Source organism: Pandoraea pnomenusa (genome assembly GCF_040391475.1).
GTDB lineage: Bacteria > Pseudomonadota > Gammaproteobacteria > Burkholderiales > Burkholderiaceae > Pandoraea > Pandoraea pnomenusa_C.
The window spans coordinates 213,978-239,564 of the sequence record NZ_JBEBXS010000007.1 but is presented as its reverse complement, the minus strand read 5'-3'; the positions used below and the strand labels follow the sequence as shown (position 1 = coordinate 239,564).

Sequence of the window (25,587 nt, the reverse complement as noted above, 5' to 3'; positions counted from 1 at the left end):
CCCAGCCCAGGCCCCAGGCGCCGAGCGTGGGGTTTTCCCAGTCGTCTTCCACGAAACGCACGTCGTTTTCGTTCAGATCGAGACCGAGCGCGCGCAGCGAACCCAGATACAGGTCGAGAATGTTCTCCGGGGCCGGCTTGAGCACCACCTGGTACTGGTAGTAGTGCTGCATGCGGTTCGGATTCTCGCCGTAACGGCCATCCTTGGGACGGCGCGACGGCTGCACATAGGCGGCGCGCCACGGCTCCGGGCCGATCGCGCGCAGGAACGTGGCAGTGTGCGAGGTACCGGCGCCGACCTCCATGTCGTAAGGCTGGAGCAACGCACAGCCTTGCTTGTCCCAGTAATCCTGCAACGTCAGGATGACTTGTTGAAAGGTAAGCATGATGAATTCGCGCGGACGAACAGAGAAAAATGCGGATTTTGCGCAGTCTTTCGGCCCGGCCGCGAGCGCGGCCGAAAAACTAAAACATTGAATTTTAGCGGGAATTCGACCCGAATGGGGCGTCGGTGCCCAACGGCCGCGGCACGGCGAATTTTCGCCGCCGCGCTGGCCGAAGGCACTTGCATTCCGTGGCTCCGGTTCGATGACTCGCATCGACCGGCCGATGACGCGTGCGGCGCCGGCGCGCGACTCAGCGAGCGCGGCGCGAAATGGCTGTCACGACCAGTCCGAGGCCCAGCGCCACGAGCGCGAGCACCAGTGCGGGCACGTTGCCGAAGCGGATGTAGGGCGTGAGGCCGCTGTATGGCTGCACGCTGCCGGTGAGCACGCCGGTCGTCATGGCGGGCAGGCGGGCTTGCACACGCCCGTGGGCGTCGATGATCGCCGTGGCGCCGGTGTTCGTGGCGCGCAGCATCGGTCGTCCCGTCTCCAGTGTGCGCATGCGCGCGATCTGCAGATGCTGGTCGAGCGCGATGGTGTCGCCGAACCATGCGAGGTTGGTCGAGTTGGCGAGCACGGTGGCGGGCTCGGGCATGTTGCGCAGTGCCTGCGCAATCTCCTCGCCGAACAAGTCTTCGTAGCAGATGTTGAGCGCCACGCGCTGATCGCGCACGACGAACCCGCCCGGCGTGGCGGTGCCACGCAGGAAGTCGCCCAGCGGGATATGCATCATGTCGACGAACCAGCGAAAGCCCCACGGCACGAATTCGCCGAAGGGCACGAGATGGTGTTTGTCGTAGCGGTAGAGCGTCGGGTCGCGCGGGGTCACGCCGAACAAGCTGTTGGTGAGGTCGGTCGGGCCGTTCGGGGTAAGCGTGGCGCCAACGGCGCCGAGCACGACGTGAGAGCCGGTCTTGTCGGCGAAGTCGCGGATCGACTGCGCGATGTCGGGCGGAATGCCCTGCTGCAGTACCGGGAACGCCGTCTCCGGGGTCATGATGAAATCGGCCGGTGCGGCCACGATCATGTCGCGATACAGCGTCATGGCGTGTTCGATACCGGCGCGCTCGAACTTCATGTCCTGCGCGATATTGCCCTGGAGCAGGCGAACGGTCAGGGGGTTGCCCGACGGCGCGGTCCACGCGTGGCGCGTCAGTCCCGCGCCGATGCCCAGCAGCGCGAGCACGCCCGCGACCGCGGCCAGACGCCGGGCCAGACGCACCGTCGCGACGAGAGGCAGCACGGCGCGTGCGAACCACGCCGCCGTGAGGGCCGCAAGTCCGCCGATCCCATAGACACCGACGAGCGGCGCGAAACCGGCGAGCGGGCCGTCGACATGGGCATAACCCGGCGAGAGCCACGGGAAGCCGGTAAACACCGTGCCGCGCAGCCATTCCGCGAGCGTCCATGCGCCGGCGAACGCCAGCGCGCGCCACGGACCTGCCGGTCCGACCCAGCGCGTGGCGAAGGTCGCGAGCGCCGGATAGAGGGCGAGATAGATCGAGAACAGCACCACCGCCGCGCCCGCCATGATGGCGGGCATGCCGCCGTAGGTGTGCATGCTGACGTACAACCACCAGATGCCGGAGACGAACGATGCCACGCCGAAGCAGCCGCCGAGCCAGGCGGCGTCGCGGCGCGAGGCGCTGCGCTCGACGAGCGCGAACAGCCCCGCCATGGCGAGCAGTTGCAGCCACCAGATGTCGCGCGGCGCGAAGGCCAGCGTCTGTGCAATGCCGGCCAGACCGGCGAGCGCACGGGCACGCCAGGCCGGCCACGTGCGCCCCTCGGGCGCGTGGACGGTCATTTCCTGCATGGATCGATCGATGGGTTAGTCAGGCTGGGCGGCAGGTGTCGGTTCCACGCGGCGCAGCAGCAGCATGTGAACCTGACGGCCGTCGGCACGCAGCACTTCGAACACGAGATTTCCGACGCGCATGCGCTCACCGCGGCGCGGCACGCGACCGAACTGGTGCGTGATCATACCGCCGATCGTGTCGTTTTCGTCATCGTGGAACTGGGTGCCGAACGCTTCGTTGAATTGCTCGATCTCGGTGAGCGCGCGAATGCGATACGAGCCGTCGGGCGCGGCGATGATGTTGTCTTCTTCCTCATCGAAGTCGTATTCGTCCTCGATGTCGCCGACGATCTGTTCGAGCACGTCCTCGATCGTGATGAGGCCTGCCACGCCGCCGTATTCGTCCACGACGATGGCGATGTGATTGCGGTTCACGCGGAAGTCGTGCAACAGCACGTTCAGACGCTTCGACTCGGGAATGAACACGGCCGGGCGCAGCATGTCGCGCACGTCAAAATCGTGGTTGGCGTAGTAACGCAGCAGATCCTTCGCGAGCAGAATGCCGATGATGTTGTCACGATTGCCTTCGTAGACCGGATAGCGCGAGTGCGCCTGCTCCAGCACGAACGGGACGAATTCTTCGGGGGTCTGTTCGATGTTGATGGCGTCCATTTGCGCGCGCGGCACCATGATGTCGCGGGCGCACAGATCGGCCACCTGGAATACGCCCTCGATCATCGCCAGGGAATCGGCGTCCATCAGGTTGCGGGCGTGAGCGTCTTGCAGAATTTCGAGCAACTCTGCGCGCGACTCCGGTTCCGGGGAAATCAGGTCGGTGAGGCGTTCGAGCAGAGAGCGAGGTTTTTCGGTGTTTTTTCGACCGGGTCGACTGGGATAAGGGTCGTTCATGACGGCGCGTCCAAGTTGGGCGGACGCCGAGCTGTTTCAGGAACCCCAAGGATACACCAGATGTGCGGCAACACCGCGACAGGCGTCGGGGCCATTCGGTGTCGTTTGTTGCGTTTGGTTTCGTCGACTTGAGCGATGTCAAACGCGGGCGTGTCAGTCTTCGCGCGGCGCACCGCAACGGTGCAGCACGGCTTCGAGCGCCGGATCGGCCATGCCGGCTTCGCGCAGTGCCTTGACCGTGCGGGCGACGTAATCGTGCGTGGTGCCGTAGCGACCCTGCGCGCAGTCGAACACCTGGCGGATGATCGGGTCGGGCAGGCGGCCCGCGTAGCTCTTCACGTCGCGGCGCATCACGAAGGCGAGCGCCGGGCGCGTCGTGCCGTCGGCAAGGCGGCAGTTCAACCATGCCGGACGATAGGAACCCATCGCCATCTCGCGATACCAGAGCGTTTCGAGTTCGGCGCGCGCCCTGGCCGCCGACAGCCGCAATGCCACGCCGGCGCACGAGCCGCCCCGGTCGAGCGCCAGGACGAGACCGGGCTGCTCGGGTGTGCCGCGATTGACGCGCGACCACAGATACAAGCCGCGGTGGTAACCGTGGACACGGGCGTGCTGGCTCTCCTCGACGGGCATGCCCGGATTCCAGATGAGCGAACCGTAGGCAAAGATCCAGAGGTCGCGGCGGCCATCCCAGTCGACGAGTGCACGGTCCAGCGAGCCGATCAGTTCGTCGTGGCTCAAATGACGAGGCGCGCCGAGATCGGGGGGGTATTGATCGCATGCCGGCCCACTCGATGCGCGGGCCGGGGCAGGTGCGCTGGCGTTCGGCGGGTCGGGGATGCGGTCCATGCTGTGAGCGGGCTCAGGTGCGGCGCGGCTTGGCCGGGCCAGTGGATTTGGGGGGCTTGGCGGCCTTCGCGGCCTTCGCAGCGTGCGCCGGTGCCGCGACGGACTTCTCGGCGGCGTAGGGATCGGCGTAGCCCAGTCCGGCGAGAATCTCCGTTTCCAGGCCTTCCATCTCCTGCGCTTCGTCGTCTTCCTCGTGGTCGTAGCCCTGCGCGTGCAGCACGCCGTGCACGATCAGATGCGCGTAATGCGCTTCGAGCGTGATGCCTTGCTCGTTCGCTTCTCGCTCGACCACCGGGCAGCACAGCACGATGTCACCACTGACCGGATCGCTTTCGTCTTGCGCGTAGGCGAACGTCAGCACATTGGTGGCGTAATCCTTGCCGCGATAGCCGCGATTGAGTGACTGGCCTTCCTCGGCGTCGACGAACCGGAACGTGAGTTCGGCGTCGGCCAGCAGGGCCGCCTGCACCCAGCGGCGCAACGTCGTGCGCGAGAGCAGCGCCTTGTGTTCGGCGAACGCCGGGCCCGCCACGAACTGGCTCGTGAGCGTGAGCGCGTGGCGTGGCGCACGCCCGGCGCGCTCACCAGTGCGCTCACTCATGCCTTGCCTCGGGAGGCGCGCGCAGCCGGGGCTTCGGGCAGATCGAGGCCGGCCTCGGCGTGTTGCGTGTGTGCGTCGTAAGCCTCGACGATGCGGGCAACCAGCGGGTGGCGCACCACGTCAACGCTCGTGAAGCGGGTCATGGCGATGCCGCGCACGTTTTTCAGAATCACCTGCGCTTCCATCAGGCCACTCTTCTGACCGCGCGGCAGGTCGACCTGGGTGGTATCGCCCGTGACGACCGCCTTGCTGCCGAAACCGATACGCGTGAGGAACATCTTCATCTGCTCGGGCGTGGTGTTCTGCGCCTCGTCGAGAATGATGAAGGCGTGATTGAGCGTGCGCCCGCGCATGTACGCCAGCGGTGCGATCTCGATCATCTGCTTCTCGAAGTATTTCTGCGTCTTGTCGAAACCGAGCAGATCGTAGAGCGCGTCGTAGAGCGGACGCAGGTACGGGTCGACCTTCTGCGCGAGATCGCCGGGCAGGAAGCCCAGGCGTTCGCCGGCTTCCACGGCCGGACGCGTGAGCACGATGCGCTTGACTGCGTCGCGCTCGAGCGCGTCGACGGCGCACGCGACCGCCAGGTAGGTCTTGCCGGTACCGGCCGGGCCGATGCCGAACGTCACGTCGTGCGAGAGGATCTGCTTGAGGTACTCGCGCTGCGCCGGGGTGCGGCCGTGCAGGTCGCTGCGGCGCGTGTGCAGCACGGGCGAGCCGTCTTCCGTCTCGCCGGCGGCGAACGGGTTGTCGTCGCCGTGACGCACGGTCGGGGCGAGGCCCTGGCGCGTCTCGACCAGACCCAGCTGGATATCGTCGACGGACAGCGGTTCGGTGGCGCGGTTGTAGAAGCTCTCGAGCGCCTGCGTGGCAATGACGGCGCTCCTGCCGCGAACGGAGAAGCGATGCCCGCGGCGGGTAATCGAGACGTCGAGTGCCTGTTCGATCTGGCGGAGGTTTTCGTCGAGCGGGCCGCAAAGGTTGGCCAGACGGCGGTTGTCGTCGCGCGGGGCGGTGAATTCTTGGACGGGTGCTTTCAAGATGATCCGGTCGGGTGCCTGTTCAGGTCGTTCGATGGAGTCGCCGGGGGCGGCATTGGGCAAACGGTGCGTGTGCGCCGTTCGTCGATTGCCGCCGGGTCCGTTCATGTTTGCAGATTTCGTTCAGTGTGTGGTGACCAGTTCGCCACGCAGCGAGTGCGGATAGGCGAACGTGATCACGACGTCGGTCATCTGACCGATGAGGCCGGCGCGCTGGGATTCCGGGGCGGGGAAGTTCACCACGCGGTTGTTCTCGGTGCGGCCCTGCAGTTCGTTCGGGTCTTTGCGCGATACGCCTTCGACCAGAATGCGCTGGCGCGAGCCGACCATGCGCTGGCTGATGCGCGCGGCGTTTTCCTCGATGACGGCCTGCAGGTGCTGCAAGCGGCGCAGCTTGACTTCGCGCGGCGTGTCGTCGGGCAAGTTGGCCGCAGGCGTGCCCGGGCGCGGGCTGTAGATGAACGAGAAGCTCGTGTCGTAGCCGATGTCGTGAATCATCGCCATGAGCTTCTCGAAGTCTTCTTCCGTCTCGCCGGGGAAACCGACGATAAAGTCCGACGACATCGACATGTCCGGGCGCACCTGACGCAGGCGGCGGATGATCGACTTGTATTCGAGCACGGTGTAGCCGCGCTTCATGGCCGAGAGTACGCGGTCGGCGCCATGCTGCACCGGCAGGTGCAGATGGCTCACGAGCTTGGGCACCTTGGCGTAGGTGTCGATCAGGCGCTGCGTGAATTCCTTCGGGTGGCTCGTGGTGTAGCGAATGCGCTCGATACCCGGCACTTCTGCCACGTACTCGATGAGCAGCGCAAAGTCGGCGATCTCGCCGTCGGCCATCAGGCCGCGATAGGCGTTCACGTTCTGACCCAGCAGCGTGATCTCGCGCACCCCTTGCTCGGCCAGGCCGGCGATCTCGGTAAGCACGTCCTCGAACGGGCGCGAAACTTCATCGCCGCGCGTGTACGGCACCACGCAGTAGCTGCAGTACTTCGAGCAGCCTTCCATGATCGAGACGAACGCCGTGGCGCCTTCGACCTTGGCCGGCGGCAGGTGGTCGAACTTCTCGATTTCCGGGAACGAGATGTCGACCTGCGAGCGGCCGGTCGAGCGACGCGCTTCGAGCATCTGCGGCAGGCGGTGCAGGGTTTGCGGGCCGAACACCACATCGACGTAAGGAGCGCGTTGCACGATGGCCGCGCCTTCCTGGCTGGCCACGCAGCCGCCCACGCCGATCACCAGGTCCGGCTTGATTTCCTTCAGGGCGCGCATGCGTCCCAGATCCGAGAACACCTTCTCCTGCGCCTTTTCGCGCACCGAGCAGGTGTTGAACAGGATGACGTCGGCGTCTTCGGGGGTGTCGGTCTTTTCGAGACCTTCGGCTGCGCCGAGCACGTCCGCCATCTTGTCGGAGTCGTACTCGTTCATCTGACAGCCGAACGTCTTGATGTAAATCTTCTTTGCCATTGAGTGTGCGCCGTTCGCAGTGGTTGACCTGGGGGCGTCCGCAGTGATGTTTCAGGGGTTCATCGGCTCGGGTCGCGACGAAAAAGCGGCGGCCCAAACGCAAAAGCCGGCGTGGCCGGCCTGTCCGGACCTCCGTAGCGGGGCCGGTGTGTGGTGCACGCATTATACCGCGTGCACCGGCGGGGGATACCTGACGACTAGCGGTTGTCCTTCATCGCGGCGGCAACGGCCCGGATGTTGTGCTGGAACAACTGGAGATAAGTCGACGCTTCCGGATTCTGGGACAGCGCGTCGGAGTACAGCTTGCCGTCGACCGTGACCTTGGCGTCGCGTGCAATGCGCTGCACCAGTCGCGGATTCGAGATGTTTTCCATGAAGACCGCCTTGATGCCGGTGCGGCGGATCACGCGGATCAGGTTCGCCACGTCCTTGGCGCTCGCTTCGCTCTCCGTCGACACGCCTTCCGGCGCCAGGAACTTGATGCCGAAGCGCTGGCCGAGGTAGCCGAACGCGTCGTGCGAGGTCAGCACCACGCGGCGCGACGGCGGAATCGGCGCGAGCTGCTTGTTGGCCCAGGTGATGAGGTCGTCGAGGGCGCCACGGTAGTTCTTCGCGCGATCGGCGTAATACGTGGCGCCCGCCGGATCGGCCTGCGACAGGGCGGCCGCAATGTTGTCGACCATCGTCTTCACGCGCTCCGGATCCTGGAACATGTGCGGATCGGACACCGTTTTGCCTTCGTCTACCATGGTGCGCGGCTTGAGGCCCTTGGTGACCGTGACGAGCGTACCGGGATAGTGGCTCGCCTTGATCAGGCGGGGCAACCAGCCTTCGAAACCCAGACCGTTGACGAAGAAGAGCTTGGTGCCGGAAATCTTGGCGACGTCCGCCGGGGTGGGCTCGTAGACGTGGGTGTCCTGATCGGGGCCGACGAGCGTGGCCACGTCGACCCGGTCGCCGCCGACCACCTTCACGATGTCGGCCAGGATGCTGAAGCTCGCACCGACCGGCAGACGCGTGTCTTGCGCGCGTGCCGGGCCGGCGAGGGTCAGCGCGAGGGCGACCAGTGTGGCGAAAAGCCCAGCACCAAGCCACGACTTGCCGCCCGACGCGTTGCTGCCCCTTTGACCCAATCCGAACATGTTTTCCTCTCTTAAGGCGCCGGGGCTTTCGCAGTCGCTGCGCTGCCCGGCGAAATCAGCAGGGCGCCCAGATAGGCGATCCCTGCCGTCAATACGATGGCCGGCCCGGAAGGGCAGGCCAGGTAATACGACAACAACAGACCAATCACGCTCGACGCGCTGGCCACCAGCCACGCGACGAGCAGCATGCCCGGCAGTGTGCGAGCGACGAGCCGGGCGGTGGCCGCCGGCAGCATCATCAGCCCCACGGCCATGAGCGTGCCCATCGCCTGGAACCCCGCGACGAGGTTCATGACCGTGAGCACGGTGAAGCCGAGGTGATAGCGCATGACGCTCTTGCCCTGGCTCTGGCCGAGGAACGTCGGGTCGGCGCTATCCAGCACGAGACCGCGATAATGCCACCCGAACCAAAGGAGCGTCACCGTCGCGATCGCCGCCACCAGGATCAGCGACGGGTCGTCGACGGCCAGCACCGAACCGAAGAGCAGATGCATCAGGTCGACGCTGTTGCCCCATTTCGACACGATCACCACACCGCCGGCGAGCGCCAGCAAATAGAAACCTGCAAACGATGCCCCCTCGTCGAGCCGGGTACGGCGGCTCGACAGCCCGGCGAGCAGTGCCACGAGCAAACCCGCCACCATGCCGCCGCCCGCCATCCACGGCAGCGACAGGCCGCCGATCAGATATCCGACGGCCGCGCCAGGCAGCACCGCGTGCGAGAGCGAGTCGCCCATCAGGCTCATGCGGCGCAACAGCAGGAAGACGCCTACCGGCGTGCAACCCAGCGACAGCGCGAGGCTGCCGACGAGCGCATGCCGCATGAAGTCGAATTCCGCGAACGGGCCGACGAGCAAATCGAGCACGACGCTCATCGATGACCTCCGCGCGGGGGAGCGATCGCGCCCGGGATGGCACCCGGCGCAGGCGCCGCGGGTCCGCCGGCGGTAAAGGCGGTATAGCCGCCGGCGCCCGACAGGCCCGTATGTGCGCCGCCTCCAGTGCCGCCCGACCCATCCGCAGGCGGGAAGGCGCCGTGCAGGCATTCGGCCGGTGCACCCGATGACACCAGTCGTCCGGCCATCACGGCAACGTGCGCGAAGCGTTCAAGCACTAGCGGCAGGTCGTGGAGTACGGTCACCACCGTGCGTCCCTCGTTGCGCCATTGATCCAGCAAGGCCAGCAACAGTTCCGCTGACGGTACGTCAATACCGGTCAGTGGTTCGTCCAGCAAAACGATCGGCGCGTCTTCCACGATCAGACGCGCGAAGCGCGCGCGCTGCCATTGCCCGCCGGAGAGGACTTCCAGCGCCTGCGTGCGCTTGTCGGCGAGACCCACGCGGGCCAGGGCGTCGCGGGCGCGCTCGAACTCGTCGTGCCCGAGACGGCGCGCGTCGCCGGTGCGCCGCCATGTGCCGGTCAGCACGTATTCCTCGACGCACATGGGAAAACGGTGATCGGTCTCGGGGCGCTGCGACAGATAGGCGACGGGGCCGTCGCAGACGATGCGGCCGGCCGAGGCCTTCTGCAGGCCGGCCAGCGCGCGCAGCAGGGTCGTCTTGCCGCCGCCGTTGGGGCCGACCACGGCCGAGAGCACGCCGGGCGCAAACGTGGCGCTCACGCCCTCGAGCGCGACATTGGGGCCGAAGCGGACCGAGAGGTCCTGGCAACCGATCACGAGGCGACTCCTTGCACTGCCCAATAGACGAGCGCCCAGAGCGGAACCAGCACGAGCAACATCAGTGCCGTGCGTTCCCAGCCAGCGAGACGGTATAGCCAGACGGAAAAGCGGATCATGGAAGAGACGGGCGATGCCCAGCCACAGTTTGCAACTGTGTAATAAATGCAACAAAGTTGCATTATTGCATGAAATGACGCCCCCGCGTTCCGGCCTGCTCAGACCGAAGCGCAGGGCGATGCTCGAGGTGTCCGGTGGGGCGAACCTCGGCGACGGGCGAGCGGGCATCGAGGGGACACACCGCGTTACATATCCGCGCAGCACATTTTGGCTAACCGGCGTAACATGGGTTCACGCTCGATCGACTGGCACGGCGTTCGCTTCATTCCATAGATCGGCAATTTGCAAGGTTTCGATGAGACGTCGGCATGGTGCAGTGCCGCGACCCGGCCGGTGCTCCGGCGAACGCGGTCGAGGTGCCCGCGAACGTGCCGATATCGCCGAGGAGGTTTGCCCGTTCGGACATCCATCAGCCGTCGACTTTTCACTCGCGTTCGCCATGCACAGGGCATGCCGTTCGCACGACCTTCGCGACATCGCGCCGTCGCGTTGCTTCGACAGGAAAGCACTCTCTCTCGCGCCCACGTCTTCGCATGCGTCGACGTCGCTGGGCGACCCACTTTTTTTCCCAACAACATTGCACGACCACGATCGAACGATCGTCCGATAGTTTGGTGATTAAATAGGATTCCTTAATGATTTTCGAGCGAGGAAGTGCAGACAAACCCGAATGCGCAATGCGTGCGAGGGTATTGGAAAAAACGCTCGAAAATCGACGAATCTCAGTGAGCGTGCGCAATGCGTAGAGTGCGTGGAAACCCTTGTGAAAAGGGGGTTATCGCGATTGGTTGCGATTGGTTAGCGCTGCGGAAAATATCTAGCGACAGTTTTTTTGTTTTGAGCATATGATGAGTTAACGGTTGCAATTTTCACTGACACGTTTAAAGTCAACCTAAACCGATTTTGAGTCGTTCATGTGAGGGAGGGGACAGTGCGAAAGGTTTCGCGACAGTCGCTCCGGCATGCAGTGAGCCAGGTCGAAACCATTGCGCAGTCATCCGGGTCTTAGGCAACAGAGCGGGCATCGCGTCGCGATGTTTTCCGATGAAGCGGGGGTGAGGCATATGGATATTTTCAGCCACTACACGACACGTTTCGAAGCACGCAAGGAAGAGGAATACAGCATCCAGGAATATCTGGAGATCTGTAAGAAGGATGCGACGGCTTATGCCACGGCCGCCGAACGCATGCTGCGCGCCATCGGTGAGCCGGAACTCATCGACACGCACCACGACCCGCGACTCTCGCGGCTGTTCTCGAACAAGATCATCAAGATCTATCCTGCCTTCCGTGACTTCTACGGCATGGAAGACACGATCGAGCAAATCGTTTCGTTCTTCAAGCATGCCGCCCAGGGGCTCGAAGAACGCAAACAGATCCTGTACCTGCTCGGGCCCCCGGGCGGCGGCAAGTCGTCGCTGGCCGAGAAGCTCAAAGCGTTGATGGAAGACGTGCCCATCTATTGCCTGAAGGGATCGCCGGTGCACGAGTCGCCTCTGGGTCTGTTCTCGCCCGAGGAAGACGGCAAGATTCTCGAAGAGGACTTCGGCATTCCGGTGCGGTATCTCAATACGATCCCGTCGCCGTGGGCCACCAAGCGTCTGAACGAGTTCAACGGCGACATCACCAAGTTCCGTGTGGTGAAGGTGCGCCCGTCGGTGCTCCAGCAGATTGCGATAGCCAAGACCGAGCCGGGAGACGAAAACAACCAGGACATCTCGTCGCTGGTCGGCAAGGTCGACATCCGCAAGCTCGAGGAATTCCCGCAGGACGACCCGGACGCTTACTCGTACTCCGGCGGCCTGTGCCTGGCCAACCGTGGCCTGCTCGAGTTCGTCGAAATGTTCAAGGCGCCGATCAAGGTACTCCACCCGCTGCTCACGGCCACGCAGGAAGGCAACTACAAGGGCACGGAAGGGTTCGGGGCGATTCCGTTCGACGGTATCGTGCTCGCCCACTCGAACGAAGCGGAATGGCAGAGCTTCAAGGGCAATCGGAACAACGAGGCTTTCCTCGATCGTATCTACATCGTGAAGGTGCCGTACTGCCTGCGCGTGACCGACGAGGTGAAGATCTACGAGAAGCTCGTGAAGAACAGCTCGCTCGCCAATGCCCCGCGCGCGCCGAACGTGCTCAAGATGCTCGCCCAGTTCGCCGTGCTCACGCGGCTGAAAGAGCCGGAAAACTCCAACATCTTCTCCAAGGTCCGTGTCTACGACGGTGAGAACCTCAAGGACATCGACCCGAAGGCCAAGTCGTATCAGGAGTACCGCGACTACGCCGGGGTGGACGAGGGCATGACGGGCATGTCCACGCGTTTCGCCTTCAAGGTGCTCTCGAAGGTTTTCAACTTCGACAACACCGAAGTGGCGGCGAACCCGGTGCACATGTTGTATGTGCTCGAACAGCAGATCGAGCGCGAACAGTATGCGGGCGAAGTCGAGAAGCGCTATCTCGCCTACATCAAGGAATACCTGACGGCCCCGTTCGTCGAGTTCATCGGCAAGGAGATCCAGACGGCCTACCTCGAGTCGTATTCCGAGTACGGCCAGAACATCTTCGATCGCTACGTGAACTTCGCAGACCTCTGGATTCAGGATCAGGAGTATCGCGATCCGAACACCGGGGAAATTCTGGATCGCACCGCGCTGAACGACGAACTGGAGAAAGTCGAAAAGCCGGCCGGGATCACCAACCCGAAGGACTTCCGCAACGAGATCGTCAACTTCGTCCTGCGCGCACGTGCGAACAACGCGGGCAAGAATCCGCTCTGGACGAGTTACGAAAAGCTGCGGGCGGTCATCGAGAAGCGCATGTTCTCCACGACCGAGGATCTGCTGCCGGTGATTTCGTTCAATGCGAAGTCGTCCAAGGAGGATCAGGAAAAGCACGCCAACTTCGTCAACCGTATGGTGGAAAAGGGCTATACCCCGAAGCAGGTTCGCCTGCTTGTGGAATGGTATCTGCGCGTGCGCAAATCCTCGTAACCCATCGGGGCCACTATGTCAGCAATCATCGACAGACGGCAAAACGGCAAGAACAAAAGCGCCATCAACCAGCAGCGTTTCATCAAACGCTACCGCGAGCAGATTCGTCGCGCGGTGGCGAAGGCGGTGGGCGGGCGCAAGATTACCGATATCGATGGCAGCGGACAGGTCTCGATCCCGGTGAAGGACATTTCGGAACCGTTGTTCCACCACGGGCCCGGCGGGCGACGGGAGATGGTGCATCCCGGCAACCGCGAGTTCGTGGTGGGAGACAACTTCGAGCGTCCGCCATCGGGCGCGGGCGGCGGCGGCAGCCGTGCCAGCGACTCGGGAGAGGGCGAGGACGACTTCGTCTTCAACCTCTCGCGCGAGGAGTTTCTGAAATTCTTCTTCGAGGACATGGCCCTGCCGGACCTCGCCAAGCGTCGGCTGGCGCAGATTCCGGAGTTCCGCAAGGTTCGCGCGGGCTATTCCATCGACGGCACGCCGTCGAACCTGAACGTGATTCGCACGATGCGCAGCTCGCTGGGCCGTCGTATCGCGCTCACGGCGCCGTATCGCAAACAGTTGCGCGAGCTCGAAGCCGAGTATGCGGATGTCGTCTCGCGCGAGGGCGATACGTCGCCCAGAGCGCTTGCGCTGGCCCATGAGATCACGCATCTCCGCACGCGCGTCGAGGCGATTCCCTACATCGAGAAGCTCGACCTGCGCTACTCGAATCGGGTCATGCAGCCGCGTCCGCAGGCGCAGGCGGTCATGTTCTGTCTGATGGACGTCTCGGGCTCCATGGACCAGAGCCGCAAGGATCTCGCCAAGCGCTTCTTCATGTTGCTCTATCTGTTCCTGCGGCATAACTACGAGCGCATCGACCTGGTGCTCATCCGTCACCACACCACGGCCAAGGAAGTCAACGAAGACGACTTCTTCTATGCGCGCGAATCGGGCGGCACGGTGGTGTCGAGTGCGCTCAAGCTCATGGCGGAAGTCATCGCCGACCGGTACTCGCCGAGCGACTGGAATATCTACGGCGCGCAGGTCTCCGATGGCGACAACTGGGACGGCGATTCGCCCATCTGCCGCGACATTCTCAACCAGACGATCATGCCTGCCGTGCAGTACTTTGCGTATGTGGAGGTGGCGAGCGCCGAGCCGCAGAATCTGTGGAACGAATACCTGTCGGTCAAGCAGCAGCACCCCAATTTCGCGATGCAGCGCATCATGGAAGCGGCCGAAATCTACCCCGTACTGCACGACCTGTTCAAGAAGAAGGCGGCCTGAAAGCCGTTCGGGGCGGGCACCGCAACGAGGACGCATCATGGCGTACATATCCACCGGTTCCGAATGGACGTTCGAGCTGATTCAGCGGTACGAGCATGAGATCGCGCGCATTGCGAGCGACTTCAAGCTCGACACGTACCCGAACCAGATCGAGATCATCACCGCCGAGCAGATGCTCGACGCCTACGCGACCGTCGGTCTGCCCATCGGCTATCACCACTGGTCGTATGGCAAGCACTTCCTGTCGTCGGAGCGCGGATACAAGCGCGGGCAGATGGGGCTGGCCTACGAGATCGTCATCAACTCGAACCCTTGCATCGCGTATCTGATGGAAGAGAACAGCATGACCATGCAGGCGCTGACCATCGCGCACGCCAGCTACGGTCATAACTCGTTCTTCAAGGGCAACTATCTGTTCCGCACGTGGACCAGCGCCGACGCCATCGTCGACTACCTGCTGTTCGCGCGCAACTACATTACCGAATGCGAGCAGCGCTACGGCGAGCAGTCGGTCGAACTGCTGCTCGATTCGTGTCACGCGCTCATGAACTATGGTGTGGATCGCTACAAGCGGCCGAAACGCCTGTCGCTCGCGCAGGAGCAGGCGCGCCAGAAGGAGCGCGAGAACTACCTGCAGATGCAGATCAACGATCTGTGGCGCACGCTGCCCCATCATGCGTTGCGTGACGACGATGAGGACGATGGCCTCGATCCGACAGAGTCCGACGAGCCGCCGTTCCCGGGCGAGCCGCAGGAGAACCTGCTGTATTTCTTCGAGAAGAACGCGCCGAAGCTGGCACCGTGGCAGCGCGAGATCGTGCGCATCGTGCGCAAGCTCGCACAGTACTTCTATCCGCAGCGTCAGACCAAGGTGATGAACGAGGGTTGGGCGACGTTCTGGCACTACACGATTCTCCAGCAGCTCTACAAGGAGAAGCTCGTGAACGACGCGTTCATGATGGAGTTTCTGCACGCGCACACGAACGTGGTGTATCAGCCGTCGTTCGACAGTCCGTACTACAGCGGACTCAATCCGTATGCGCTGGGCTTCGCGATGTTCCAGGACATCCGTCGCATGTGTGAGGAGCCGACCGAGGAGGATCGCCGTTGGGCGCCGGATATTGCCGGCAGCGACTGGATCAAGACGCTCGACTTCGCAATGCGCAACTTCAAGGACGAGAGTTTCATCCAGCAGTTCCTGTCGCCCAAGGTCATTCGCGATCTCAAGCTGTTTTCCGTGCTCGATGACGATCGCGACAGCCGACTGCGCGTCACCGCAATTCACAACGATTCGGGCTATCGCGAAATTCGGGAAATGCTGGCGCAGCAGTACAACCTGAGCGAGCTGGAGCCAAACATCCAGGTCTCGCAGGTGGACCTGCACGGCGACCGTTCGCTCACGCTGCGTCACGTGCAAAGCGATCGCCGTCCGCTCGATGACGGCTTCGAGGAAGTGCTCAAGCACGTGGCCCGCCTCTGGGGCTTCACGGTGCGGCTCGAAACGGTCTTCGAAGACGGTCGCAGCGAAATGACGCACGAGACCAAGGTCGAGAAGCGGCGGCGCTACGCGTTGAGCGCGTGATGAAGATTCCGTTCGTCGCGCTCGATCATGTGGTGCTGCGTACCAACGACATTGCCCGGCTCGAACACTTCTACATCGACGTGCTCGGCTGCACTCGGGAGAAGGTGCAGGCCGACATCGGGCTGGTGCAATTGAGGGCGGGCGATGCGTTGATCGATCTGGTCGATGTGAGCGGCGTGATCGGGCGTCAGGGCGGCGCCGCGCCGGGGCCGGAAGGCCACAATCTCGATCACTTCTGTTTGCGCGTGGAACCGTTCGACGACGACGCGATCCGGCGGGGGCTTGCCGCCCATGGCGTAACGTTGGGAGACGTCGTGCAACGCTACGGTGCGCACGGGGAAGGGCCGTCTTGCTATCTCAACGATCCGGACGGCAATACCGTCGAACTCAAAGGACCGCCGACGCGGCCTCGTGTCTGAACATCCCTCCGAACGGCGCGTGTTGCAGCGGATCTGTTCGCTGCATTGACACGCCGGACACGCCTGAAACAGCCGAAGTCCCCCAAGTCCCTCAGTCCCTCAGTCCCTCAGGTCCCTCAAGCGGCCATTTGTCCAAGCACGCTCTGATCACGCCCTTTGTGCTTGGCCTGATAGAGCGCCTTGTCGGCGCGCTCGAGCATGGCGCTGATGACGAGCGGCTCGCCCGGCTGCCAGGACGCAATCCCCACGCTGATCGTGATCGATTCGCCGTCGTCGCGCGCCTGCGTCGGCAGCATGTCGGTGCTCGTTCGCTTGACCGACTCGCGGATGCGGTCCGCCACACGCAGCGCCGCGTGCTGATCGATTTCAGGAAGTACCACTGCAAACTCCTCGCCGCCCAGACGCACCGCGAAGTCGCTGGGCAAGCGAATGCAGTGCTGAATCGTGTTGGCAATGCGTTGCAGCACGGCGTCGCCGAACGGGTGTCCGTAACGGTCGTTCACCTGCTTGAAGAAATCGATATCGATCAGCAGCACCGACAGCGGAATCGCATGTTGTTGTACGCGATCGGCAACGAGCCGGATACGGTTATCGAAGTAGCGCCGGTTATAGATGTGCGTGAGCGGGTCGATGAAGACCTTCTCGACCAGATCGGTATTCGTGAGCGCGAGCGACTGATACTGCCGCGTAATTTCCCAGACCAGGGCAAGCGTTGCCACACCGGGCGACGCCAGCGCCAGCAGGCGGGCGGCGTACCACTGATACGACGCCTCGTTCGGCGCCGTGAGCGACAACACCAATTGGCACAGCGATATGGAAACGACAACCCACACGAGCAAAAACAGCTTGTGCGACAACCGTGTCACCGCCGCGATGCGCCACCACAGTGCAACATACGCCACGAAAAGCGCACCGATGGCGAGCGTCTCGACGTCGATGCTGCCCGCAATGTGCGGCGTGACAAGCGAGCGTCCGGCCGCGACGACCGACAGCGAGACCGTCACCCAGACGATCAGCACCGTTGCACCGTAGCGTGCGGCTTCGGAGTAACCGGGGCGCGTGTGCGGATCGCTGCGCGTGCGCGAATAGCTTCGCACGCTGAGCATCACATACGCGGCGAAACTGGCTTCGGCGACGAGCCACAGCCAGAACGGTGCGCGCGTGACATTCGTGGAGATGCCCGCCAGCTGATTGGCGAGCAGCACGCCTTCGGTGAACATGAACAAACCGCGCAGCAAGAACGCGCAGCCGAATTGCGCGAAATAGCGTTTGCCGTTGTAGAGATACTGCACGCCGAGCAGACACGCCGTGGACAGATTGAGGATGCCGCCAGCAGAGACGAGAAAGAACGTCAGCAGCGGATTCACCGTGCCTTCGAGCGCACGTGTGAGAAATCCTGCGAGGGTGAGAGCGGCGCACGCGACCAGAATGGTGGTCGCGGCAACGCGATTGCCCTGTTCGGTACGGCTGATGGAACTTTTCATAGTTGTTATTCGCCGATCAACGACCTCGTGCCTCGCGCACGATCGCGTTTTCCTACGTTTCAACCAGCGCGCCGCAACTCGCCGCAAGGTCATGGCCTCGCGTTATCGTCACGTTTCCCCGATTCACGCTAAATGGTTGAAAACTAAGATAAACCTTGGAGAATACACGAGTTTTTACGCGTTGACACCCGTTTCCAGGGACGCATTCCATTTTCCTGTCTCGTTGACGTAAACACGGGGATTTCGGGGTGCTTCAAACGGTCGATTGAATGGTCGGGGACACAGATTCCGGGCGTCGGAAAATAAATCAATGCGGCACGGTGATCCGCTCTGCGGAATGTTAAAACGGCCGATTTCGAGACGGGGAATGCGGGGCGTGTGTCAGCCCAGTGATGGCGGGGGATTGCCGTGTGTGCAATTAATTCGGAGTCCGATTCATATGAAGAATATGCACCGTAAGCGTGTGTAAATGCGCCGGATTCTTCACTAAAATCGTGCTACGGGTTGGCATCGACGCACTATCTGTACTAGAATAAAAAAAGCTAATCGCTGCGATTGGCCCATAGAAACAAAAGCGTTGCCGGTGTTCCTCGTTGCGCCGGCGATCAGTTCCATCACGCAATGAGCTCGTGCAGTAAAACATTCGCGCGCTTTCAATAAGCGTGCATCGAGAGGCCCAGGCGCCCACGGCGTCGAAAGCTCGTCTCTCATGTCGCATTCCGCGACGCCTGGTTCGTCACCGTCGTCTTCCACAGACCTTCGGAGCGAACACTTCACAATTCGCAAGGCAGCTAACAGTTGTCATGCTTGTTTGACCGCGTTGTCACGCGGGGCGAATGCTATTGCCTCGCGCCAACGCTGCCAACCCATTCAAAGGGAGCATGAACGTGGCGAAGCAGTATCGCATTCTCTATCTGGCCGGCTTCGGACTGCTCGGTGTCGCCGCCGCAGTCACCGGTCTGGTGTATTGGCTGGGCGTGGACGCGCTCGTCAAATACCAGGGCGACCTGGTGTACTACACCCAGCAGCACCTGAAGCTCGTGGCGATTTCGATGGCGATGGCCATCCTGGTCGGCGTGCCTGCCGGTGTGCTTATCTCGCGACCGAAGTTCGAGAAACACGCCGAACGCGCCGTGCAGATCTTCAACATCGGCAATACGCTGCCGTCGCTCGCCGTGCTGGCGTTGTCGATGGCGGTGCTCGGCATCGGCGATCGTCCCGCCATTCTGGCGCTGTGGCTCGCATCGTTGCTGCCCATCGTGCGTAACGCGTACGAGGGCTTGCGGCAGGTGCCGCCCGCGCTGCGGGAATCGGCGCGCGGCATGGGCATGACGCCGGCGCAGGTGCTGTTCCGCGTCGATCTGCCCAATGCCATGCCGGTGATTATCGGCGGCGTTCGCACCGCGCTCGCGATCAACGTCGGCACGGCGCCGCTCGCGTTCCTGATCGGCGCGGACAGCCTGGGACAACTGATTTTCCCGGGCATCTATCTGAACGACCAGACCAAGCTGCTTCTCGGCGCTGCCGGGACCGCGCTGCTCGCCCTTGTGCTCGACGGCATCGTCGCCTTCGCGAGCGGGCTCTGGTTCGCACGTCACGGCGCCCCAGCGCGCTGAGACAAAGGAGACCCACACGTATGCAAGCAACGAAATCTCGAACACTGGGCGGTGTGCCCTCGCGCTGGATGCGCCGGATCGGCACCGCCGTCGTGGCGCTGGGCGTCATGGTGGCAAGCGCTGCGGCCGGTGCAGCCACGCTGACCATCGGCGGCAAGAACTTTACCGAACAGCTCATTCTCTCGGAGATGACGGCACAGTACCTGCGTAGCAAAGGGTACGACGTCGAGCTCAAGAACGGCCTGGGCAGCGTGGTCATGCGCCAGGGGATGGAGAGCAACCAGCTCGACATCGTCTGGGAGTACACCGGCACGTCGCTGATCGTCTACAACAAGGTGACCGAGAAGCTCGACCCGCAACAGACCTATGAGCGCGTGAAGGAGCTCGACGGCAAGATCGGCATCGTCTGGCTCAACCCGTCGACGTTGAACAACACGTACGCATTCGCGATGCCGGGCAAGATCGCCCGGGAGGAAGGCGTCGAGACGGTCTCGCAGCTCATCGACCGATTCCGTGCGAATCCGAAGATGCAATTCGCCTTCGACATGGAGTTCGTCGGCCGCTCCGACGGCCTGGAGCCGATGGAGCAGCTCTACGACTTCCATCTCGAGCGTCGCAACATCAAGCAGATGGATCCGGGCCTGGTCTATACGGCGCTGAAGAACGAGCAGATCGACGCCGGCCTCGTCTACACGAGTGACGGCCGCAACAAGGGTTTCGACCTGAAGGTGCTGGCCGACGACAAGGGCTTCTTCCCGGCCTATGCCGCCACGCCCGTGGTGCGCAAGGAAGTGCTCGACGCCAATCCCCAACTCGCCGACGAACTCAATGCGTTGTCCGCGAAGATCAACGACGAGAACATGCGCGACATGAATGCCCGGGTGGACATCGACCATCAGGCCGTGGCGCGAGTGGCGAGCGACTTCCTCAAGCAGGAAGGACTGGTGCAGTGAGCGCAAGCGTTCATTCGCTCGCCAAGGCACCTGAAGCAAACTGATCGAGGAGTCCCATGATTGAATTTTTGACGCATAACTGGCACCGCATCCTGACCCTTACGGGCCAGCATGCGTGGCTGGTGGCCGCTTCGGTCGGGGCGGCCATCGTGGTCGGCGTGCCGTTGGGCGTGCTGGTCACGCGCTTTCGCTGGCTGTCGGGCCTGGTGCTCGGGCTGGCCACCGTCGTGCTCACCATCCCGTCGATCGCGCTGTTCGGCCTGATGATCCCGGCCCTGTCGGTCTATGGCATGGGCATCGGCCCCGCGCCGGCCGTGGCCGCCGTGTTCCTGTATTCGCTGCTGCCGATCATGCGTAACACGAGCCTCGCGTTGCGGCAGATCGACCCGAGCATTCGCGAAGCGGGCATCGGCATCGGCATGACGTTCTGGCAGCGTCTGCGCCTGGTGGAATTGCCGCTGGCCGTGCCGGTGGTACTGGGCGGCGTGCGCACTGCCGTCGTGATGAATATTGGCGTGATGGCCATTGGCGCCATCGTCGGGGCCGGCGGTCTCGGGGTGTTGATCACCCAGGGGATCAGCCAGAGCGATACCCGGCAGCTTGTCGTGGGTGCGGTCATGGTGAGTCTGCTCGCCATCGTTGCCGACACCCTGTTGCACCGCCTGCAGCGCGTGCTGACACCGAAAGGAATCCGAACCGTATGATTACACTCGACAATCTCACCAAAAGCTTCGTCCAGAAGGACGGCACGCCTGTCACGGCCGTGAATTCGGTCAGCCTCGAGGTGCCGCCGGGCGAAATCTGCGTCTTCCTCGGCCCGTCGGGGTGCGGCAAGACGACCACGCTCAAGATGATCAACCGGCTCATCAAGCCGACATCCGGGCGCATTCTGCTCAACGGCGAAGACACCGGCAACATCAACGAAATCGAACTGCGCCGCCACATCGGCTACGTGATTCAGCAGATCGGTCTGTTCCCGAACATGACCATCGAAGAGAACATCACGGTGGTGCCGCGTCTGCTCGGTTGGGACAAGAAGCGCTGCCGCGAACGCGCGACCGAACTGATGGGCATGGTTGCACTCGACCCGAAGCGTTATCTGTCCCGCTATCCGCGTGAGCTCTCCGGTGGCCAGCAGCAGCGTATCGGCGTGATCCGTGCGCTGGCGGCCGATCCGCCCGTGCTACTCATGGACGAGCCGTTCGGTGCCGTCGATCCGATCAACCGCGAATCGATTCAGAACGAATTCCTGCAGATGCAGCGCCAGTTGGGCAAGACCGTCATCATGGTCAGTCACGATATCGACGAGGCGATCAAACTGGCGGACCGCATTGCGATCTTCCGTCAGGGGCGTCTGGTGCAATATGCGCAACCGGATGCGCTGCTCGCGCGACCGGTCGACGAATTCGTCGCGAGCTTCGTGGGGCACGACCGCATTCTCAAGCGTTTGCTGCTGGTGCGCGCGGAAGACGCGGCCACGCCGCAGCCGACCGTCAAGCCGCAGACGACGCTGGCCGAAGCCTACGGCATGATGGACGAGCTCGACACGCGCTCGTTGGTCGTCGTCGACGAAAGCGCCCGCGCATTGGGCTACATTGCGCGACGCGACACGCGCCATGCGCAGGGCACGTGCGGCGAGCGGGTGCGCGACTTCAAGGCATCGGCGGTGGCCGGCGACAACCTTCGGGTGCTGCTTTCGCGCATGTACGAGCACAATCTGGCGTCGCTGCCGGTGCTCGGCGACGACAATCAGTATCTCGGCGAAGTGACGCAGGATTCCATCGCCGACTATCTGAGTTCGGGCAAGTCGCGCGGCAATGGCGGTGGCACGATTTCGGCGCCGTCGCTCCCGGGTGCGCCGAATGTGGTCGCGAGCGTGCCGTTCGGCGCGTCGATGTAAGCGTTTTGTCCGGTCGTGGCGCATGGGGATGCCATGCGTCCGCCGGACTTGAGGGAAGCGAGCGCCTTGCCGGCGTTCGCTTGCTGGGAAATCGATGACGGTCCGGTGCGGCCGTCATTTTTGCATTTGCGCATGCGGTCGGTGGCGGGAAAACACCATCGTGGTAATCGGCACTGTGTGTCGTCAAGGAGTAGCGGGATGACGTGGGAAGCGATGTTGGCGTGGGTCGACAAGGCGCCGTGGGCACGGCTGGTCGTAGCGTTGGCGATACTGATCGTGGTCGCACTGCTGGTGCAGGCCGTGGCGCAGTTCCTGATCGTGCGCGTGGTGCGCATCGTCGTGCAGCGCACGGCCAACCGCTGGGACGACGCGTTGCTCGCGCATCGCGTGTTCCACCGTGTCGCGCATATTCTGCCTTACGTGGTCGTTCAGTTCGGCATCTCGTGGGTGCCCGATCTGCCGCCCAAGGCGGTGCTGGTCATTGCCAATGTCGCGCTGGCCATGTCGCTCCTGTATGCGACGCTCGCCGTCGCCGGCATGCTCGACGCCGCGCAGTCGGTCTACGCGCATTCCGAACACGCGCGCACGCGTTCGATCAAGGGCTACGTGCAACTGGGCAAGATCGCGTTGTACGTGGTGGCGACGATTGCGATCGTCGCGACGATCATCGATCGTTCGCCGTGGTTGCTGCTCTCCGGGCTCGGCGCAATGTCGGCGGTGTTGTTGCTGGTGTTCAAGGACACCATCATGTCGTTTGTTGCGAGCGTGCAGTTGACGTCCAACGACATGCTGCGCGTGGGTGACTGGATCGAAATGCCGCAGGTAGGGGCCGATGGCGACGTGGTCGACATTGCGCTGCACACGGTGAAGGTGCAGAACTGGGACAAGACCATCACGACGATTCCGACGTGGCGTCTGATCTCCGAGAGTTTCCGCAACTGGCGCGGCATGCAGCAGTCCGGTGGGCGGCGCATCAAGCGCACGCTTTGTATCGACGCCGGGAGCGTCGGGTTTCTGGACGAGCAGGAGATCGCACGCTTGTCGACGTTGCATCTGCTTGCGCCCTATCTGACGGAGAAGCAGCGTTCGCTGGCAGACGCCAATGCGGCGCTGGGCACGGCGGCGGGCGTGGTGGCGAACACGCGCCGTCTGACGAACATCGGCACGTTCCGCGCGTATGCGCTGGCGTATCTGAAGGCGCATCCGAACATTCACGAGGGCATGACTTGCATGGTGCGTTCGCTGCAACCGTCGGCGACGGGCATCCCGATCGAGCTGTACTGCTTCACGAACACGATCGTCTGGGCCGAGTACGAGCGCGTACAGGGCGACGTGTTCGATCACTTGCTTGCGATCCTTCCCGAATTCGGCCTGCGCATGTACCAGAATCCGGCGGGCGCGGACTTCGTGCGCTGGCAGGGAACGAGCGCGACGTAATCGACTTGCTGTCGTGGCGCTTCAGGAAAATTCCGGAATACTTTCGAGTCTGTTTACTTTGAAGTGCTGCACTGCGACGATGTTTCTCAATCCACGTGAGAGGGAGAGCGGGGTATCGAATCGGAGTGCAGGATGAATCAGGGTATGGAGTTGAGCACCACGGCGGATGCAGGAAAGGAAGCGTTCGTGTTTGGGCCGGTCGACGATGAGAGCGAAGAGGAACTGGCATTGTGGGATTCCGCCAGTGACTTCGACGATGAGGAGTGGACATGGTGAGGCGTGGAGAAGTCTGGGTCGTATCGCTGGATCCTGCCGTGGGAAGCGAAACGAAAAAGACGCGTCCTTGTGTCGTTGTCTCGCCTGAAGATATGCATCGGCAACAGCAGACAGTGATCGTCGCACCTTTGACATCGTCGCCGCAGGCGTCACGCTTTCGTATTCCGACGATGTTTCGCGGGCAACCCGGTGCGGTGAACGTCGGTCAAGTGAGGACGATTGATCGGAGGCGTCTCGTGCGCCGTACCGGCGCGTTGGATGTGTCGTCGTTGCGCGGGACGCTTAGCGGGTTGCGAAACGCGTTCGCGGATGACATGTGTGGCGACCATCGCGAATAGTGCGGCACAGACAAAAGGGCTCCTGACGGAGCCCTTTTTCATTCGTTGGCGTCACATCGTCGAGCACCGTGTGGTGCAGACGACGCGACATCGCTTCATGCCGACGCTTCATCCAGCGTCGGATAGTCGACGTAACCGCGGGCGTCGCCGCCGTAGAGGGTGTCGCGATCCAGGGCGTTGAACGGACCGCCGCGCTTGAGGCGTTCCACGAGGTCCGGGTTCGCGATGAACGGCTTGCCGAAGGCGATCAGGTCGGCCAGGTTTTCCTTGCGGGCCTTGAGCGCCAGCGCGAGATCATAGCCGTTGTTCGCCATGAACGTGCCCTTGAAGAGGCGGTGAAGCTTCTGCAGATCGAAGCCGTTCTCCACTTCACGCGGACCGCCCGTCGCGCCCTCGACGACGTGCAGATACACGAGGCCGAAGCGGTTGAGTTGTTCGACGGCATAGGTAAAGACCGGCTCGGGATTGCTGTCGCCGCAGTCGTTCGCCGGGCTGATCGGCGAAAGGCGAATGCCGACACGATCGGCGCCCCAGACGTCGACGACGGCCTGAGTGACTTCCAGCGTCAGGCGCACGCGGTTCTCGATGCTGCCGCCGTACTGGTCGGTGCGATGGTTCGTCTTGTCGCGCATGAACTGGTCGAGCAGATAACCATTCGCCGCGTGAATCTCGACACCGTCGAACCCGGCACGCTTCGCGCACTCGGCCGCGTGACGATACTGTTCGACGATGCCGGGGATTTCAGACGTTTCCAGCGCACGCGGCGTCGGGTGCGGCTGGAAGCCCTGTTCGGTGAACGCCTTGCCGGCCGGTTGCACGGCCGACGGTGCCACGGGCAGTGCGCCGTCGGGTTGCAGCGACGGGTGCGAGATGCGGCCCACGTGCCACAGTTGGCAGAAGATCTTGCCGCCCTTGGCGTGCAGCGCGTCCGTCACCTGCTTCCAGCCGGCGACCTGCTCGTCGGTGTAAATGCCGGGCGTGTAGGCGTAGCCTTTGCCTTGCTGCGAAATGTTGGTGGCTTCGCTGATGATGAGGCCGGCCGACGCGCGTTGCGCGTAGTACTCGGCGACCATCGGGCCGGGTACGTCACCGGTGCTCGCGCGGCTGCGCGTGAGCGGCGCCATCACGATGCGATTGCTCAGTTCGAGCGGGCCGAGGGTATACGGCGAAAAGAGATCCGTATCCAGTGCGGCGAGGGGAGTGTGTTGCGAGTCCGTCATTGCTGAAGGTCCTGTGAAAGTGGGGATGCTGTGCTGCACAAAACTTGCACAGGTTACGGCAATTCCCGCGGGTTTGCTGATGGCGCCAAACCTTGCCGGCGTGTCAGC

Annotated in this window: 24 protein-coding genes; 11 read left to right on the top strand and 13 right to left on the bottom strand. The window is 63.0% G+C overall.

Translation table 11 applies throughout. The features are described from left to right. From ABWO90_RS10470 to ABWO90_RS10420, 11 genes are all read right to left on the bottom strand, one after another. Positions 1-385 (bottom strand): glycine--tRNA ligase subunit alpha (locus ABWO90_RS10470; protein ID WP_353191147.1); only part of this gene is annotated, 385 nt, incomplete at its 3' end. A 250-nt stretch (positions 386-635) separates the two neighbouring features. After that, positions 636-2,192 carry an apolipoprotein N-acyltransferase gene (gene lnt, locus ABWO90_RS10465; RefSeq protein WP_353191163.1) on the bottom strand — a complete coding sequence of 519 codons (1,557 nt, stop codon included), beginning with the start codon at positions 2,190-2,192 and terminating at the stop codon, positions 636-638. A 24-nt stretch (positions 2,193-2,216) separates the two neighbouring features. Beyond that, the gene (locus ABWO90_RS10460) at positions 2,217-3,092 is read right to left on the bottom strand and encodes a CorC family transporter (RefSeq protein ID WP_353191146.1); all 876 of its coding nucleotides are present in this window, start codon (positions 3,090-3,092) and stop codon (positions 2,217-2,219) included. A 153-nt stretch (positions 3,093-3,245) separates the two neighbouring features. Further along, positions 3,246-3,941 carry a gamma-glutamylcyclotransferase gene (locus ABWO90_RS10455; protein WP_353191145.1) on the bottom strand — a complete coding sequence of 232 codons (696 nt, stop codon included), beginning with the start codon at positions 3,939-3,941 and terminating at the stop codon, positions 3,246-3,248. A gap of 13 nt (positions 3,942-3,954) precedes the next feature. Continuing rightward, positions 3,955-4,542 (bottom strand): rRNA maturation RNase YbeY, encoded by a 588-nt coding sequence (gene ybeY, locus ABWO90_RS10450; protein WP_353191144.1) that lies wholly within the window; start codon positions 4,540-4,542, stop codon positions 3,955-3,957. Next, positions 4,539-5,582, bottom strand: coding sequence for a PhoH family protein (locus tag ABWO90_RS10445; RefSeq protein WP_353191143.1), 1,044 nt, complete (start codon positions 5,580-5,582; stop codon positions 4,539-4,541). Before ABWO90_RS10445 ends, ybeY begins: the two co-directional genes overlap by 4 nt. A 123-nt stretch (positions 5,583-5,705) precedes the next feature. Continuing rightward, positions 5,706-7,049 carry a tRNA (N6-isopentenyl adenosine(37)-C2)-methylthiotransferase MiaB gene (miaB, locus tag ABWO90_RS10440; protein WP_353191142.1) on the bottom strand — a complete coding sequence of 448 codons (1,344 nt, stop codon included), beginning with the start codon at positions 7,047-7,049 and terminating at the stop codon, positions 5,706-5,708. Positions 7,050-7,246: 197 nt separating this feature from the next. Next, a complete protein-coding gene (locus ABWO90_RS10435) occupies positions 7,247-8,191 on the bottom strand; it encodes a metal ABC transporter substrate-binding protein (RefSeq protein ID WP_353191141.1) in 945 nt (314 codons plus the stop codon). Between the two features lie 11 nt (positions 8,192-8,202). Further along, positions 8,203-9,066, bottom strand: coding sequence for a metal ABC transporter permease (locus ABWO90_RS10430; RefSeq protein ID WP_353191140.1), 864 nt, complete (start codon positions 9,064-9,066; stop codon positions 8,203-8,205). Then, positions 9,063-9,869: a metal ABC transporter ATP-binding protein gene (locus ABWO90_RS10425; RefSeq protein ID WP_353191139.1), complete on the bottom strand. Its 807-nt coding sequence runs from the start codon at positions 9,867-9,869 to the stop codon at positions 9,063-9,065. The genes ABWO90_RS10430 and ABWO90_RS10425 overlap by 4 nt, the downstream gene beginning before the upstream one ends. After that, complete coding sequence (locus tag ABWO90_RS10420) at positions 9,866-9,988, bottom strand: hypothetical protein (RefSeq protein ID WP_353191138.1); 123 nt, start codon at positions 9,986-9,988, stop codon at positions 9,866-9,868. The genes ABWO90_RS10425 and ABWO90_RS10420 overlap by 4 nt, the downstream gene beginning before the upstream one ends. 1,065 nt (positions 9,989-11,053) lie before the next feature. Here ABWO90_RS10420 and ABWO90_RS10415 point away from each other — a divergent pair. The 4 genes from ABWO90_RS10415 to ABWO90_RS10400 are packed head-to-tail and all read left to right on the top strand — an operon-like array spanning position 11,054 to position 16,255. After that, complete coding sequence (locus ABWO90_RS10415) at positions 11,054-12,976, top strand: PrkA family serine protein kinase (RefSeq protein WP_353191137.1); 1,923 nt, start codon at positions 11,054-11,056, stop codon at positions 12,974-12,976. A 15-nt stretch (positions 12,977-12,991) separates the two neighbouring features. After that, complete coding sequence (locus tag ABWO90_RS10410; protein WP_353191136.1) at positions 12,992-14,254, top strand: YeaH/YhbH family protein; 1,263 nt, start codon at positions 12,992-12,994, stop codon at positions 14,252-14,254. Between the two features lie 37 nt (positions 14,255-14,291). Next, on the top strand, positions 14,292-15,836 hold the full coding sequence (locus ABWO90_RS10405) for a SpoVR family protein (RefSeq protein WP_353191135.1): 1,545 nt from the start codon (positions 14,292-14,294) through the stop codon (positions 15,834-15,836). Beyond that, positions 15,836-16,255 (top strand): VOC family protein, encoded by a 420-nt coding sequence (locus ABWO90_RS10400; protein ID WP_353191134.1) that lies wholly within the window; start codon positions 15,836-15,838, stop codon positions 16,253-16,255. Before ABWO90_RS10405 ends, ABWO90_RS10400 begins: the two co-directional genes overlap by 1 nt. A 116-nt stretch (positions 16,256-16,371) precedes the next feature. Here the strand turns inward: ABWO90_RS10400 and ABWO90_RS10395 are convergent, their stop codons facing one another. Then, positions 16,372-17,739: a GGDEF domain-containing protein gene (locus ABWO90_RS10395; RefSeq protein ID WP_353191133.1), complete on the bottom strand. Its 1,368-nt coding sequence runs from the start codon at positions 17,737-17,739 to the stop codon at positions 16,372-16,374. An 881-nt stretch (positions 17,740-18,620) separates the two neighbouring features. On the opposite strand from ABWO90_RS10395, the gene ABWO90_RS10390 reads away from it, so the two are divergent. The 7 genes from ABWO90_RS10390 to ABWO90_RS10360 all read left to right on the top strand — a co-directional run bounded on the left by ABWO90_RS10390 (position 18,621) and on the right by ABWO90_RS10360 (position 24,259). Beyond that, a complete protein-coding gene (locus ABWO90_RS10390; RefSeq protein WP_353191162.1) occupies positions 18,621-19,355 on the top strand; it encodes an ABC transporter permease in 735 nt (244 codons plus the stop codon). A 68-nt stretch (positions 19,356-19,423) separates the two neighbouring features. Continuing rightward, positions 19,424-20,308 carry a glycine betaine ABC transporter substrate-binding protein gene (locus ABWO90_RS10385; protein ID WP_353191161.1) on the top strand — a complete coding sequence of 295 codons (885 nt, stop codon included), beginning with the start codon at positions 19,424-19,426 and terminating at the stop codon, positions 20,306-20,308. A gap of 56 nt (positions 20,309-20,364) precedes the next feature. Further along, on the top strand, positions 20,365-21,012 hold the full coding sequence (locus ABWO90_RS10380) for an ABC transporter permease (RefSeq protein ID WP_353191132.1): 648 nt from the start codon (positions 20,365-20,367) through the stop codon (positions 21,010-21,012). After that, positions 21,009-22,208, top strand: a complete 1,200-nt coding sequence (locus ABWO90_RS10375; RefSeq protein ID WP_353191131.1) for an osmoprotectant ABC transporter ATP-binding protein OsmV — start codon at positions 21,009-21,011, stop codon at positions 22,206-22,208. Before ABWO90_RS10380 ends, ABWO90_RS10375 begins: the two co-directional genes overlap by 4 nt. Positions 22,209-22,406: 198 nt before the next feature. Then, entirely contained in the window at positions 22,407-23,645 is a 1,239-nt protein-coding gene (locus ABWO90_RS10370; RefSeq protein ID WP_353191130.1) for a mechanosensitive ion channel family protein, read from the top strand. 132 nt (positions 23,646-23,777) lie between these two features. Next, entirely contained in the window at positions 23,778-23,921 is a 144-nt protein-coding gene (locus tag ABWO90_RS10365) for a hypothetical protein (RefSeq protein WP_353191129.1), read from the top strand. Next, positions 23,915-24,259 (top strand): type II toxin-antitoxin system PemK/MazF family toxin, encoded by a 345-nt coding sequence (locus ABWO90_RS10360; protein ID WP_353191160.1) that lies wholly within the window; start codon positions 23,915-23,917, stop codon positions 24,257-24,259. The genes ABWO90_RS10365 and ABWO90_RS10360 overlap by 7 nt, the downstream gene beginning before the upstream one ends. Positions 24,260-24,354: 95 nt before the next feature. Here ABWO90_RS10360 and ABWO90_RS10355 read toward each other — a convergent pair whose 3' ends face one another. Then, the gene (locus tag ABWO90_RS10355) at positions 24,355-25,479 is read right to left on the bottom strand and encodes an alkene reductase (protein WP_353191128.1); all 1,125 of its coding nucleotides are present in this window, start codon (positions 25,477-25,479) and stop codon (positions 24,355-24,357) included. Between the last annotated feature and the right edge of the window lie 108 nt (positions 25,480-25,587).

What these genes read in the sequence shown, in the direction of transcription:
- ABWO90_RS10430 (WP_353191140.1), bottom strand. Translation starts at nt 9,066, where the DNA reads ATGAGCGTCGTGCTCGATTTGCTCGTCGGCCCGTTCGCGGAATTCGAC.
- ybeY (WP_353191144.1), bottom strand. Translation starts at nt 4,542, where the DNA reads ATGAGTGAGCGCACTGGTGAGCGCGCCGGGCGTGCGCCACGCCACGCG.
- ABWO90_RS10390 (WP_353191162.1), top strand. Translation starts at nt 18,621, where the DNA reads ATGAACGTGGCGAAGCAGTATCGCATTCTCTATCTGGCCGGCTTCGGA.
- ABWO90_RS10435 (WP_353191141.1), bottom strand. Translation starts at nt 8,191, where the DNA reads ATGTTCGGATTGGGTCAAAGGGGCAGCAACGCGTCGGGCGGCAAGTCG.
- ABWO90_RS10405 (WP_353191135.1), top strand. Translation starts at nt 14,292, where the DNA reads ATGGCGTACATATCCACCGGTTCCGAATGGACGTTCGAGCTGATTCAG.
- ABWO90_RS10355 (WP_353191128.1), bottom strand. Translation starts at nt 25,479, where the DNA reads ATGACGGACTCGCAACACACTCCCCTCGCCGCACTGGATACGGATCTC.
- lnt (WP_353191163.1), bottom strand. Translation starts at nt 2,192, where the DNA reads ATGACCGTCCACGCGCCCGAGGGGCGCACGTGGCCGGCCTGGCGTGCC.
- miaB (WP_353191142.1), bottom strand. Translation starts at nt 7,049, where the DNA reads ATGGCAAAGAAGATTTACATCAAGACGTTCGGCTGTCAGATGAACGAG.
- ABWO90_RS10455 (WP_353191145.1), bottom strand. Translation starts at nt 3,941, where the DNA reads ATGGACCGCATCCCCGACCCGCCGAACGCCAGCGCACCTGCCCCGGCC.
- ABWO90_RS10360 (WP_353191160.1), top strand. Translation starts at nt 23,915, where the DNA reads ATGGTGAGGCGTGGAGAAGTCTGGGTCGTATCGCTGGATCCTGCCGTG.
- ABWO90_RS10415 (WP_353191137.1), top strand. Translation starts at nt 11,054, where the DNA reads ATGGATATTTTCAGCCACTACACGACACGTTTCGAAGCACGCAAGGAA.
- ABWO90_RS10395 (WP_353191133.1), bottom strand. Translation starts at nt 17,739, where the DNA reads ATGAAAAGTTCCATCAGCCGTACCGAACAGGGCAATCGCGTTGCCGCG.
- ABWO90_RS10400 (WP_353191134.1), top strand. Translation starts at nt 15,836, where the DNA reads ATGAAGATTCCGTTCGTCGCGCTCGATCATGTGGTGCTGCGTACCAAC.
- ABWO90_RS10410 (WP_353191136.1), top strand. Translation starts at nt 12,992, where the DNA reads ATGTCAGCAATCATCGACAGACGGCAAAACGGCAAGAACAAAAGCGCC.
- ABWO90_RS10385 (WP_353191161.1), top strand. Translation starts at nt 19,424, where the DNA reads ATGCGCCGGATCGGCACCGCCGTCGTGGCGCTGGGCGTCATGGTGGCA.
- ABWO90_RS10420 (WP_353191138.1), bottom strand. Translation starts at nt 9,988, where the DNA reads ATGATCCGCTTTTCCGTCTGGCTATACCGTCTCGCTGGCTGGGAACGC.
- ABWO90_RS10365 (WP_353191129.1), top strand. Translation starts at nt 23,778, where the DNA reads ATGAATCAGGGTATGGAGTTGAGCACCACGGCGGATGCAGGAAAGGAA.
- ABWO90_RS10370 (WP_353191130.1), top strand. Translation starts at nt 22,407, where the DNA reads ATGACGTGGGAAGCGATGTTGGCGTGGGTCGACAAGGCGCCGTGGGCA.
- ABWO90_RS10460 (WP_353191146.1), bottom strand. Translation starts at nt 3,092, where the DNA reads ATGAACGACCCTTATCCCAGTCGACCCGGTCGAAAAAACACCGAAAAA.
- ABWO90_RS10375 (WP_353191131.1), top strand. Translation starts at nt 21,009, where the DNA reads ATGATTACACTCGACAATCTCACCAAAAGCTTCGTCCAGAAGGACGGC.
- ABWO90_RS10380 (WP_353191132.1), top strand. Translation starts at nt 20,365, where the DNA reads ATGATTGAATTTTTGACGCATAACTGGCACCGCATCCTGACCCTTACG.